Origin of the sequence: Aeromonas sp. R4-3 (genome assembly GCF_040908275.1) — a bacterium.
GTDB lineage: Bacteria > Pseudomonadota > Gammaproteobacteria > Enterobacterales > Aeromonadaceae > Aeromonas > Aeromonas rivipollensis.
The window spans coordinates 94135-106187 of record NZ_JBFODK010000054.1; the positions used below are offsets into that span (position 1 = coordinate 94135).

14 protein-coding genes are annotated in these 12053 nt (G+C 63.5%); 8 read left to right on the forward strand and 6 right to left on the reverse strand.

Annotated features, from left to right (window positions below; translation table 11 throughout):
- Positions 1-131: 131 nt before the first annotated feature.
- Positions 132-824, forward strand: coding sequence for a helix-turn-helix domain-containing protein (locus tag AB5Y91_RS16370; protein ID WP_368170279.1), 693 nt, complete (start codon positions 132-134; stop codon positions 822-824).
- Here the strand turns inward: AB5Y91_RS16370 and AB5Y91_RS16375 are convergent.
- Positions 813-1202 (reverse strand): nuclear transport factor 2 family protein, encoded by a 390-nt coding sequence (locus tag AB5Y91_RS16375; protein WP_168236209.1) that lies wholly within the window; start codon positions 1200-1202, stop codon positions 813-815. The two genes, AB5Y91_RS16370 and AB5Y91_RS16375, sit on opposite strands and share 12 nt — an antisense overlap.
- A gap of 129 nt (positions 1203-1331) precedes the next feature.
- Positions 1332-2339, reverse strand: coding sequence for a substrate-binding domain-containing protein (locus tag AB5Y91_RS16380; RefSeq protein ID WP_106885245.1), 1008 nt, complete (start codon positions 2337-2339; stop codon positions 1332-1334).
- Positions 2340-2428: 89 nt separating this feature from the next.
- On the opposite strand from AB5Y91_RS16380, the gene AB5Y91_RS16385 reads away from it, so the two are divergent.
- Positions 2429-3079: a Qnr family pentapeptide repeat protein gene (locus AB5Y91_RS16385; RefSeq protein WP_368170280.1), complete on the forward strand. Its 651-nt coding sequence runs from the start codon at positions 2429-2431 to the stop codon at positions 3077-3079.
- Positions 3080-3399: 320 nt separating this feature from the next.
- Here AB5Y91_RS16385 and AB5Y91_RS16390 read toward each other — a convergent pair whose 3' ends face one another.
- On the reverse strand, positions 3400-4803 hold the full coding sequence (locus tag AB5Y91_RS16390) for a peptidoglycan DD-metalloendopeptidase family protein (RefSeq protein WP_368170281.1): 1404 nt from the start codon (positions 4801-4803) through the stop codon (positions 3400-3402).
- 9 nt (positions 4804-4812) lie between these two features.
- Positions 4813-6342, reverse strand: a complete 1530-nt coding sequence (gpmM, locus tag AB5Y91_RS16395; RefSeq protein WP_368170282.1) for a 2,3-bisphosphoglycerate-independent phosphoglycerate mutase — start codon at positions 6340-6342, stop codon at positions 4813-4815.
- Positions 6343-6678: 336 nt separating this feature from the next.
- On the opposite strand from gpmM, the gene AB5Y91_RS16400 reads away from it, so the two are divergent.
- The 3 genes from AB5Y91_RS16400 to gpsA are packed head-to-tail and all read left to right on the forward strand — an operon-like array spanning position 6679 to position 8635.
- A complete protein-coding gene (locus AB5Y91_RS16400) occupies positions 6679-7110 on the forward strand; it encodes a rhodanese-like domain-containing protein (protein ID WP_106885241.1) in 432 nt (143 codons plus the stop codon).
- A gap of 47 nt (positions 7111-7157) precedes the next feature.
- Positions 7158-7628: a protein-export chaperone SecB gene (secB, locus tag AB5Y91_RS16405; RefSeq protein ID WP_005328525.1), complete on the forward strand. Its 471-nt coding sequence runs from the start codon at positions 7158-7160 to the stop codon at positions 7626-7628.
- A gap of 2 nt (positions 7629-7630) precedes the next feature.
- A complete protein-coding gene (gene gpsA / locus AB5Y91_RS16410) occupies positions 7631-8635 on the forward strand; it encodes an NAD(P)H-dependent glycerol-3-phosphate dehydrogenase (protein ID WP_025325374.1) in 1005 nt (334 codons plus the stop codon).
- Positions 8636-8703: 68 nt separating this feature from the next.
- On the opposite strand, the gene nfuA is transcribed toward gpsA, so the two are convergent.
- Positions 8704-9282, reverse strand: a complete 579-nt coding sequence (nfuA, locus tag AB5Y91_RS16415) for a Fe-S biogenesis protein NfuA (RefSeq protein ID WP_043133206.1) — start codon at positions 9280-9282, stop codon at positions 8704-8706.
- 159 nt (positions 9283-9441) lie between these two features.
- The gene (locus tag AB5Y91_RS16420; RefSeq protein WP_368170283.1) at positions 9442-10170 is read right to left on the reverse strand and encodes a ComF family protein; all 729 of its coding nucleotides are present in this window, start codon (positions 10168-10170) and stop codon (positions 9442-9444) included.
- Positions 10171-10208: 38 nt separating this feature from the next.
- Between AB5Y91_RS16420 and bioH the strand changes: the two genes are divergently transcribed.
- From bioH to AB5Y91_RS16435, 3 genes are all read left to right on the forward strand, one after another.
- Positions 10209-10973, forward strand: coding sequence for a pimeloyl-ACP methyl ester esterase BioH (bioH, locus tag AB5Y91_RS16425; protein ID WP_106885238.1), 765 nt, complete (start codon positions 10209-10211; stop codon positions 10971-10973).
- 71 nt (positions 10974-11044) lie between these two features.
- Positions 11045-11278 carry a flagellar biosynthesis protein FlgE gene (locus AB5Y91_RS16430; RefSeq protein WP_368170284.1) on the forward strand — a complete coding sequence of 78 codons (234 nt, stop codon included), beginning with the start codon at positions 11045-11047 and terminating at the stop codon, positions 11276-11278.
- A 1-nt stretch (position 11279) separates the two neighbouring features.
- A complete protein-coding gene (locus tag AB5Y91_RS16435) occupies positions 11280-12041 on the forward strand; it encodes a putative metalloprotease CJM1_0395 family protein (RefSeq protein WP_368170285.1) in 762 nt (253 codons plus the stop codon).
- Positions 12042-12053: the final 12 nt, after the last annotated feature.

Genomic DNA, 12053 nt, shown 5'->3' on the forward strand with positions numbered 1-12053 from the left:
GTTTAGATAAATTGAACAGGCCACCCTCGGGTGGCCTGTCGTTTTTGCGGCCCCGGGAGGCCGGAAAGCCATTTGCATGGAGCCGCCGGCTGTCTTAAGGTCGGGGTCGGTTCCTCACGCTGCCGCCCCTTATGAGCTTTCTTCACCACTCCTACCCGCTGGGGCATCTCACCGCCCTGCACAGCCACCCCCAGGCCCAATACTGCTACCTGCACCAGGGCGGCGGCGTCATCACAGGTCACGACGGGGGCGGCTTGCTGGTGGCCGGCCAGCTCTGCCTGATCCCCGCCGGCTGGGCACACGAGTTTCGCGTGTTGCGCCACTCCCGGCTCTCGCTGCTCTACAGCCCGCAACCGGCATGCACCACTTTCAGCCAGCTGCAGGTGAACTCCATGCTGGCGGGCCTCTTTGCCCGCCTGCCTGAGCTGGGGGAGGGAGAGACGCGGGACGCCTATCTGGGGGTGCTTCACCACGAGCTGGGACTCGCCGCTCCGCTGGCGGGGCAGCTCCCCCTGGCTGCAGATCTGGATCCGCGCCTGCTGCGGGTGCTGGAGAAGCTGTGCCAGGCCCCCTCCATCAAGGTGACGCTGGAGGCGCTGGCCCGTGACTGCGGCGCCTCGGTGCGCACCCTCAATCGCCTCTTTGCCCGGCAGCTGGGGTGCAGTTTTCGCCAGTGGCGGGAGCGGGTGCTGATGGGGCGGGCCCGTCAGTTGCAGCACCAGGGGATGGCGCCTGCCGAGATTGCCGGGATCCTCGGCTATGAGGATCCCGAGGCCTTCTCGGCGGCCCTGGCGCGGGTGCAGGGCCAGGGCTCAGCGCCGTGAGCCTATGTCTGCGTCCTCCTTGCCCCCCGCCAGCAGGCAGGTGACCTCCTCGGTGTGACAGAGCCGGCCATCGCGAAAGGTGAAGAGGCCGCTCACCTTGCAGGCCAGGGTGCCGCCATCCTGGCGGGTGGCGCGAACCAGATGGGTGGAATGTACCCGCTCCCCCAGTTCCAGGGTGGCGACAAACTCGATGGCGGCCTCCGCCAGATGGCCTCTCAAGGCGGCGATATGCTGGCGAAAGGCGGCGTAGTCGAGGGTCTCGCCATTCACCTGCTGGCAATAGTCGGGGCTGAACCAGGTGTCGAGCTCGGCCAGGGTGAAGCCGGGATCGCAGATGACGCGCTGCAGGCAGGTCTTCAATCTTTCGGTGTTGTTCATCTTCTGCTCCTGAATGTGGGACAAGCTGCGCCAGCATAAGTCAGTGAGCAGGGAGGGACCCCGGGAGGACGCGCCATCATGGCGGTCACAGGCGCCAAAGTGGCGCCGGGTGGGTGTGAAGGGGCGGGATCAGCCCAGGCTCTCCCCCTCATAGAGGGAGAAGCCCATGTCCTTGCGGTGCTCGGCCTGGGGTTGCCCATTGAGCCTGGCCAGCAGCATGGCGGCCGCCTCGCGACCTATGGCCTCGCGGGGGGTGCTGATGCTCGCCAGCTTGGGGGTCATGGCGTGGCCTATGTCGAGGGCGTTGCAGCCGGCGATGGCGATCTGCTGGGGCACGGGTATCCACTTGGCCTGGCACTGCAGCAGGGCACCGACCGCCACGTCGTCGTTGGTGCAGAACAGGCCGTCGAGGTCGGGGTAGCGGGCCATGGCCTGCTCCAGCAGCTCGCCCCCCAGGGTGAAGCTGGAGGACTGTTCGGTCAGCAGGTGCTGGCCATCCAGGCCGAAGTCCGCCATCGCCTGGTAGTAGCCCTCCATCCGCAGCTGGGTGCGCACATCGAGGCGCGCCCCCAGGTAGACCACCTTGCGCCGTCCCCGGCGCAGCATCTCTGTTACCATGGCCCGGGCGGCGGCGCGGTGATCCATGCCGACCACCATGTCGATGGGGGAGAGCGGCAGATCCATGGTCTCCACCACGGGAATGCCGGCGGTGGCGATCATCTTGCGGGTGCGCTCTGTGTGCTGGGTGTCCGAGAGGATGAGGCCATCCACGTTGTAGGAGAGCAGGGAGGCAACCTGCTCCTCCTCCCGCTCCGGGCTGTAGCCATAGTGGGCGAGCAGGGTCTGGTAGCCGGCGGGCCGGGTCACCGCCTCTATGCCGTGGATCACCGCCGAGAAGACCTGGTTGGAGAGGGAGGGGATCAGTATGCCGATCGCCTTGCTGGTGGCGTTGGAGAGCATGTCAGGCGCCCGGTTCGGGATGTAGCCGAGCTCCTCCACCGCCGCGGCGATCCGCTCACGGGTGCCTTCGGCCACGGCGGACGGGTCACGCAGGTAGCGGCTGACCGTCATCTTGGTGACCCCGGTCAGGTCGGCGATGTCCTGCAGTGTGGGGCGGCGCTTGCGGGTGTCGTTCATCTCGGGATCCGGCAAAGAATGTTACAGGTAACATTACCGTTTTTGCGCAACAAAGTCAGCATATGACGCCATCACAGGAGAGGCTGGGGATGATCAAGGGCAAGTGTTTCGAGGGGAAAAGGTTCGAGCAGCAGGAGGTGGAGGGGGAGCAGTTCTCGGAGTGCCGCTTTATCGACTGCAACTTCTCCTGGCTGGATCTGAGCGATAGCCGCTTCGTCGATTGCAGCTTCTACGATCGGGAGAGTGAGCGGGGCTGCCTGTTGCAAGGCTGCGACCTGCGGGAGGCGAGCTTTTTGCGCTGCGATCTCACCCTGGCGGATTGCAGCCGCAGCCAGTGTCTGGGGCTGGAGATGCGCGACTGTCAGGCGGTCGGCATCAACTTCGGCCACGCCAGCTTCGCCAACCAGATCACCGCCAAGAGCTACTTCTGCGAGGCCCATCTTACGGGAAACAATTTCAGCTACGCCAACTTCGACGGCTGCCTGCTGGAGAAGTGCGAACTCGGCGGCAACCGCTGGCAGGGGGCCAGCCTGCTGGGGGCCTCCCTGGCGGGATCCGATCTCAGCGGCTCCGAGTTTGGGCAGATCGACTGGACCAGCTTCAACCTGCAGGGTTGCGATCTGCGCCAGTGCGATCTACTCGGGCTGGATCTTCGCCGGGTCAACCTGGACGGGGTGCAGATAAACGAGGAGCAGCAGCAGACCCTGCTGGAGCAGATAGGCCTGGTCGTCTTCCCCTGAGACGGGGAAAACGATGTAAGTTTTCACCAACCAGGACGGGCGGTGCGGCTCTTCCCCCGCAAAGCAAAAAGCCTGCGTGATGCAGGCTTTTTGCTGGGGGAGTGGTGAGGGTATGCCGCCGTTCGCGCCATTCTCCCTCGCGGGAGAAGGGCTGGGGATGAGGGGCGCTGGCTCAGCGTCTGGCCAGCTGTTGATGGCCTCGCCAAGGTGGGCTTTGCATCTGGCCAGCTGTCGTGGGCCGGGTTGAGGGCCTCGCCAAGGTGGACTCAGCGTCTGACCAGCTGTCGTGGGCCGGGTTGATGGCCTCGCCAAGGGTGGGCTTAGCGTCTGGCCAGCCACTTGGTCGGGTTGATGGCTTCGCCCTGGTAGCGGATCTCGAAGTAGAGGCCGGGTCTGTCCTGGCCGCCGCTGTCGCCGACCAGGGCCACGGGTTCACCCTGCTCCACGCTCTGGCCCACCTGACGCAGCAGCGACTGATTGTGACCATAGAGGCTCATGTAGCCGCGGCCGTGGTCTATCACCAGCAGCATGCCGAAGCCGTCCAGCCAGTCCGCATAGACCACCTGACCCGGTGCCACCGCCTTGACCTGGGTCCCCTCGCTTGCGCCTATCAGGGTGCCCTTCCACTTCAGTTCGGCGGTGCGCGGTGAGCCGTAGGAGATGAGGATGGGCCCCTGTACCGGCCAGCGCAGGCTGCCGTTGGTGCTGAGGCCGTTGTAGCCGCTACTGGCCTTGGCGCTGCTGCTGCGCGCGGCGGCTTGCTGCTTCGCCACCCGGTTCTGCTGTTCGGTGACTCTCTGCTGCTCGGCGGCGAGCCGTTGTTGTTCGCCCGCCTTCTGTTGCTGGGCCGCGATCCGCTGTTGCTCCGCAATCCGCTTCTGCTCGGCGGCCAGGCGCTGGGCTTCCAGGCGGCGCTGGCGCTCCTGCTCGGCCTTGATCTTGGCGAGGCGCTCCCGCTCGGCCCGCTCGCGGCGTTCCTTCTCTTCCTGCTGGCGACGCAACTCTTCCAGCCTGGCCTTCAGGGCCTTTTCCGCCTTGACCAGCTTGGTGAGCTTCTGTTCGTCGTTTTGCACCGACTGCTGCAACTGGTTGCGCACCTTGGCACGGCTCTGCTGGCTGGCCAGCAGGCTCTGGTGATGCTGCTGCTGTTCGCTCAGCAGGGTCTGCAGCCTGGTCTCGGTCTCTTTGGTGGCCAGCTGGTTTTTCGCCAGCTTGTTGCGGGTGGTGCGCAGGGCGTCTATGGCTTCGATGCGAGCCTTGTTGAGATAGTCGTAGTAATCGAGAGAGCGGCTCAGCTTGGCCGGATCCTGCTGATTGAGCAGCAGTTTGAGGTAGTCGTGGTTGCCCGCCTGGAAGGCGCTTTCCGCCTGCTTGGCCAGCAACTGTTTCTGGTGTTTGGCTTGTTGTTCCAGCGCCAGCTTGTCCTGCTGCAGAGCTGCCAGCTTCTGCTGGTTCTGCTTCAGTTGCAGTCTGGTCTGATCCAGCTTGGCGGCGGCGGCCGAGATGGCCTGCTCGTCAGCCTTGAGCTGGGTGTTGAGTTTGGCAAGCTCCTGCTTGCTGAGCTTGAGGGTCTTCTGCTGTTCCTTGATCTCGGACTGCATGGCCCCCAGCTGCTGGTTCGCAGCCTGGGCCGTGCCGGCACCGCCGATCAGGCAAAAAAACAGCGCGCCGGCCAACAGGCCGACGCGACTGGTTTTCTGTGAAATAACTTCGCATCCCCGCATGGGGCAGGATTATTTCAGAATCATCAGGGGCTTGCCAGTCATTTCCGGCGGCACCGGCAGACCCATAAGGGTCAGCATGGTCGGGGCCAGATCGGACAGTTTGCCACCTTCAGCAACCTCGGCTTTGCGACCGAAATAGATGAGGGGAACCGGCAGATTGGTGTGGGCGGTGTGGGCCTGACCGGTCTCTTCGTCCAGCATCTTCTCGGCGTTGCCGTGGTCGGCGGTGATCAGGCACTCGCCACCCACTTCGGCCAGGGCCTCGGTGACGCGACCGATGCAGTGGTCAACGGCTTCGCAGGCCTTGACGGCCGCATCGAACACGCCGGTGTGGCCAACCATGTCGCCGTTCGGGTAGTTGCAGATGATGACGTCGTACTTGCCGCTCTTGATGGCGCCGACCAGCTTGTCGGTCAGCTCTTCGGAGCTCATTTCCGGCTGCAGGTCATAGGTGGCCACTTTCGGGCTGGCGACGATCTCGCGGTCTTCACCGGTGAAGCAATCTTCTTCGCCACCGTTGAAGAAGAAGGTGACGTGAGCGTACTTCTCGGTCTCGGAGATGCGCAGCTGGGTCTTGCCCTGCTTGGCCAGCCACTCGCCCAGGGTGTTGACCAGGGCAGTGGGCGGGTAGGCGCAGGCAGTTTTGATGTCGGCCGCGTACTCGGTCAGCATCACGAAGTTCAGCGCCGGGGTGGCGGCACGGGCGAAGCCGGTGAAGTCGCTGTCGACGAAGGCGCGGGTGATCTCGCGGGCACGGTCGGCACGGAAGTTCATGAAGATCAGCGCATCGCCGTCGATCATAGGGGCGGCGTCGCCGATGCGGGTGGCCTTGACGAACTCGTCGTTCTCCTCACGGGCATAGGCGGCAGCCAGGGCGTCGGTGGCGTTGTCGGCGGTGAACTCGCCCTTGCCCTGGGTCATCAGGTCATAGGCTTGCTGCACGCGATCCCAGCGGTTGTCACGGTCCATGGCGAAGTAACGGCCGATCATGGAGGCGAAACGACCCTTGCCCAGGCGGGCGAACAGGGCATCGAACTGCTCGATGGAGGACTGGGCGGAGCGCGGCGGCACGTCGCGGCCATCCAGGAAGGCGTGGAAGTAGATCTTCTCGGCGCCACGCTTGGCGGCCATTTCGATCATGCCCATGATGTGCTCTTCGTGGCTGTGTACGCCACCCGGGGACATCAGACCCATGATGTGCACGGCCTTGCCCTTGGTCACGGCAGCGTCAACAGCCTTGCCCAGCTCGACGTTCTGGAAGAAGTCGCCGTCCTGGATGTCTTTGGAGATGCGGGTCAGCTCCTGATAGACGATGCGACCGGCGCCTATGTTGACGTGGCCCACTTCGGAGTTGCCCATCTGGCCGTCCGGCAGACCCACATCCAGGCCGGAGCCGGAGATCAGGGTGCTGGTGTAGTCACGGGCCAGGCGGTCCAGGTTCGGGGTCTTGGCGGCGGCAACGGCGTTGTGCTCTTGCTTGGTGCTGTAGCCCCAACCGTCCATGATGACCAGAACCAAAGGTTTCTTAGCTGTTGACATAAGACTATGTCCTCTCGGATAGGAATGAATTGCGGGAAGTGAAACTAGCGTAATATTACTACATCTGCCGAAATAGTCACCTGATAGCCAAGTCCCTCTTCCACCTCTGTTTTTACCTGTTATCCGGCTGTATTTGGCATGTTGCCGGCTTGTCTTTGTGCACGGTTCTCCCCCTGGCGCCTCTCCCCCGCAGCGGGTGGCAGCCCCGTCCCTAAGCCGGTCTGGGGCGGGCAATCCCTGATGGGAGCTTGCTCTCGCTTTGCCGCCAAGATGGCTGATCTTATCAAGGGCCCCATGTATACTCGGGCCCTTGTCTTGGTCCCTGGATAGTAGAAGATGCAAGAGTATTTGGATTTTGCGGCCCGCAACCCGCTGCTGGCAGCAGCCTGGTTCGGCCTGGCAGGCACCCTGGTGTACACCACTGTGCGTGCTCGTTTTTCTCCGGTGAAGGCGGTGAACAATCACGGCGCCACCCTGCTGATCAACCGTGAAAATGCCACCGTGGTGGACATTCGCAGTCAGGATGAGTTTGCCAAGGGTCATCTGGCCGGCGCCCATCACCTGCCCCTCACCCAGATCCAGGCGAACAATCTGGGACCGGTTGAAAAGCACAAAGATGCCCCCATCATAGTGGTGTGCGAGTCGGGGATGACCGCTGGTGGCGCGGGTCGCCAACTGAGCAAAGCCGGTTTCAAACAGGTATATGTGCTCAGCGGTGGCATGGCCCAATGGCGTGCAGATAATCTGCCGGTGACCAAAAAACGCTGATTTAAGGGCCTGCGCCCACTCATTGTCTTAAAAAGGAATCAAACGAAATGGCTGACGAAATCAACAATCAGGAAGTGCAACCGGAATTCCACATCCAGCGTGTCTACACCAAGGATGTCTCCTTCGAAGCCCCCAATACTCCGCACATCTTCCAGAAAGAGTGGCAGCCGGACGTCAAGCTGGACATGGACACCAAGACCAATGTCCTGGCCGACGGCGTGTACGAGGTCGTGCTGACCCTGACCGTGACCTGCAAGCTGGAAACCGAGACCGCCTTCCTGTGTGAAGTGCAGCAGGCCGGTATCTTCACCATCGGCAACCTGCCGGAGCCGCAGCTGGCACACTGCCTGGCCGCTTTCTGCCCGAACATCCTGTTCCCCTATGCCCGCGAAGCCGTGGCCAACCTGGTGAGCAAGGGTTCCTTCCCGCAGCTGAACCTGGCACCGGTCAACTTCGACGCCCTGTTTGCCCAGCACATGGCACAGGTTCAGGCCCAGCAGGCGACTGCGGAAGCCTGATAATGGCCGACCAGATCGCAATCTCGGTCTTGGGGGCGGGGTCTTATGGCTCCGCCCTTGCCATTTCTCTGGCGCGCAACGGCCATCCGACCCTGCTGTGGGGTCACGATCCCGCCCATGTCGCCGAGCTGGAACAAGATCGCTGCAACAAGGCGTTTCTGCCTGATGTCCCTTTCCCCGCCGATCTGCAGCTGACTGCGGATCTGCAAGCGGCGGTGCAGGCTGCTCCCGTGTTGCTGCTGGTGGTGCCGAGCCATGTGTTCGGTCAGGTGCTGGCCCGGGTCAAACCCTTCCTGCGCCCGGATACCCGTATCGCCTGGGCCACCAAGGGGCTGGAGCCGGACAGCGGCCGCCTGCTGCAGGACGTGGCCCGTGACGTGCTGGGGGAGACTATCCCGCTGGCGGTGATCTCCGGTCCGACTTTCGCCAGAGAGCTGGCCGCCGGCCTGCCGACCGCCATCTCTGTGGCATCGACTCACGACGACTTCGCCGACGATCTCTCGCAACTGCTGCACTGCGGCCGCTCGTTCCGGGTCTATACCAATCCGGACTTCATCGGTCTGCAACTGGGCGGGGCGGTCAAGAACGTCATCGCCATCGGTGCCGGTCTCTCCGACGGGCTGGGTTTTGGCGCCAACGCCAGAACCGCGCTCATCACCCGGGGCCTGGTGGAGATGCAGCGCCTCGGTGCCGCATTGGGTGCGGATGCCAAGACCTTCATGGGGATGGCGGGGCTCGGGGATCTGGTGCTGACCTGTACCGACAACCAGTCCCGCAACCGTCGCTTCGGTCTGGCCCTCGGGGCCGGCAAGTCGGTGGAAACCGCCATGACCGAGATCGGTCAGGTGGTGGAAGGCTATCGCAACACCAAGGAGGTGCATCTGCTGGCGGCCCGTTGTGGCGTCGAGATGCCCATCTGCGAGCAGATCTTCAAGGTGCTGTACGAAGGCAAGAACCCGAAAGAGGCGGCCATCGCCCTGCTGTCGCGAGACAAGAAGGACGAGTAATCTGCCCGCCGCAGAATGCAAAAGGCCCCGCCAGCTGGCGGGGCCTTTTCTTTGCCGTAAAGGACAAATCAATAGTAGGAGTGATCGCCACGCTGGTGCTCGGTGGCATCTTTCACGCCGTTGAGCTCGCCCGGGAATTTCTCCAGCAGCTGCTTCTCGATCCCCTCTTTCAGGGTGTAATCCACCTGTGAACAGCCGTTGCAACCACCACCGAACTGCAAAATCGCCAGCTTGTCGTCGGTGATGTCAATCAAGGTCACCTTGCCGCCGTGACCGGCCAGCATGGGGTTCACCTCTGACATCAGCACGTATTCGATGCGATCGGCCAGGGGGGCATCGTCGGCCACCTTGCGCATCTTGGCGTTGGGCGCCTTGAGGGTGAGCTGGGAGCCCATCTGATCGGTGACGAAGTCGATGGTGGCATCGATCAGATAAGGGGCGCTCAGAGGATCGACCAGACAGTCGAAGCCGCTGAAGGGCAGGTGTTGATCTTCCGGATCGACCGCGTCGGGTGGGCAATAGGATACGCCGCACTCGGCATTCTGGGTTCCCGGATTGACCACAAACACCCGGATGTTGGTGCCATCAGGCTGCTTCTCCAGCAACTTGCGGAAGTGGGCCTGGGCGGTGTCGGAAATGCTGATCATCACTATCCTCATAAACCTGAGTGTACGACTAGGGTATTCATGATAACTCGCTTGGCGGGGCTTGGGTAGCGTGTCGATGGCTACCCTATGTGACCCTGAGCGCAACAAGCGCATGACAAGACGCCAGACCGCTATTTCCTCCTATCCATGCCGCCCCGGCTATTTGATGTGCCTCTGCGTGCGGCAAAGTGCCCACACTTCCACCTTCTCAACGCCACTTTTGCGGAGTAAACGGCTGAGCTGGCCGGCGGTGGCGCCTGTGGTGACCACATCGTCGAGCAGGGCTACGTGACGATAGCTGTGGGGTGCTATCTGAAAGGCGCCGCGCAGGTTGCGCCGCCGCTGGCCGGCACTGAGCCGGGTTTGCTGCGGAGTGGCCCTGATCCTGCGCAGCAGCCGGGTGTCGCAGGGGATGCCGGTGAGCGCGCCAAGGGCCAGTCCAATCTCTTCCGCCTGATTGAAGCCGCGCCACCACTGGCGCCACCAGTGCAGGGGGACCGGAATGATGGCCTCGGGGGGATCGTCTCCCTCCAGATGGTCGGCCAGCAGGCGGGCGAGCAGCGGCGCCAGCAGGATCTGGCCCGAGTATTTCAGCCGGGGAATGAGCAGGGAGTAGGGGAGCTGATAGTCACCTATCACCTGCAGCCGCTCCCAGGGCGGCGGCCTGCGCTGGCAGCGTCCGCACAGCAGCTCGTTTCCTGCATGGTGCTCTGGCAAGGGGGTCGCGCACAGCCTGCATTTGCGGCAAGGCTGGTGCAGGGAGTGCTGACACCAGCTGCACAACAGAGGCTGGTCATCACAGGGCTGGCGACAGAGCAGGCAGAGGCCGAGCCAGTCGGGCCGGCTGCCGAGGATCGGACTTGCTTTGGCGAGCAGCCGCTTTAACATGCAGGCTCCAAGCAGATGAACAGGGATCTTGAGTCTAGATGAGCGTATCGGTTGAGCGGTTTGGCCAGGGTCAGGACCTGGTGTTGTTGCATGGCTGGGGCATGAATGGTGCTGTCTGGCACGGTATTGCCCAGCAGTTGGCGGCCCACTATCGGCTGCACCTGGTGGACTTGCCCGGGTTTGGCAACAGCCCTCTTGGCGAGGGGAGTGACTACTCCTTGCCCTGGCTGGCGGAGCAGGTTGCCACAGTCCTGCCGGAAAAATGCCATCTGCTTGGCTGGTCCCTTGGTGGTCTGGTGGCGAGCCAGCTGGCCCTGACCCGGCCCGAGCGGCTTCACTCCCTCATCACGGTCGCCAGCTCCCCCTGCTTCATGGCCCGCGAAGACTGGCCCGGGATTGCCCCCAAGGTGCTTGCGGGGTTCAACCAGATGCTGGCGGGGGACTTCATGCAGACCATAGAGCGTTTCCTGGCGATCCAGGCCATGGGCAGCGAGCATGCTAGAAACGACATTCGCCAGTTGCGCCACTGGCTGGCGGAGCGTCCGGCCCCCCAGCTTGCCGCGCTGGAGGCGGGTCTCGGCCTGCTGGCCGACGTGGATCTGCGGGATGAGCTGGTCGGCCTGGATCTGCCCTGGTTACGCATCTATGGCCGGCTGGATTCCCTGGTGCCCAAGGCAGCCATACCGCTGCTGGACGAGCGCTATCCCGCTAGTCGCAGCCTGGTGCTGGAGAAGGCCTCCCACGCCCCCTTCATCTCCCACCCAGAGCCTTTCATTACCCTGTTGCGACAGTTCATTGGCTGATCCTTGAGCGACATGCTTCAATAACGCCTCTAGGTGGTGGATAATCAGCCAACCATGAAAGGAGTGAGCCGATGCGTATCGATTCTGTCATGACCACGGGCGTACAGGGGTTCCAGCGGGCCGAGCAACTGGCCGGTCAGGCATCCGGGCAGCTCGCCCGCCTCAACACCCCGGCGGGCGACCAGGTACAGGTGACGGACGAGCTGGTCAATCTCAAGGTGGCCGAGCTGCATGCCGGCGCCTCCGCCAAGGTGATCCAGACCGCCAGCGACATGTTGGGCACCCTGATAGACATCAAGGTGTGAGATGAACATCAACGTCAGCCTGCCGCCCCTGATCCCCAATCAGCTGCAACCGCAGACTGAATCGGTGCAGACTGACAACCGCCGTGCTGAGTTGGTGCCCCCCACACGTCAGGGTGAGGCCTCCGCCGCCGAGTCCGGCGTTGCCTCCCAGAAAGACAAGGCCAGAGCCGCCCAGGCCAATCCCAATCCGCCCGCCGCTTCGACCCGGGATAATGCGCAGGCCAGCCCGACGCCCCCGTCCCATCACTTCGTCGAGGCCACGGGGGAGGAGAGCCAGCGCCGGCAGCAGCAGGATCCCGAACAGCAGGAGCAACAGAGGCAGCAGCGCCAGCTGGCCGCGTTTGTTGAGCGGGATCTCGAGGTACGCAAGCATGAGCAGGCGCACCAGATGGCAGGCGGCGAGCATGCGGGCAGCCCCAGCTACCAGTTTTCCCATGGGCCGGATGGCAAGCGTTATGCCACCGGGGGTGAGGTGGCCATCGACATCGGCGCCATCCCGGGCGACCCGGCTGCCACTCTCGCCAAGATGCAGCAGGTGCGTGCCGCCGCCCTGGCACCGGCAGAGCCCTCGTCACAGGATCTGAGCGTGGCCCGCGCCGCCACCGCCAAAGAGGCCCAGGCCCGCAAGGAGCTGATGGACGTCAGAGGTGCTTCAATCGGGCCGCTCGGTGCCTACATGGACAGGCGCAATCAGGTGATAGCCCAGCACTACCAGCAGGCCGTCAGGCCCGCTCCTCGTCAGACCTTCAGCCAGGACATCTGAGCGAGTCCGGGT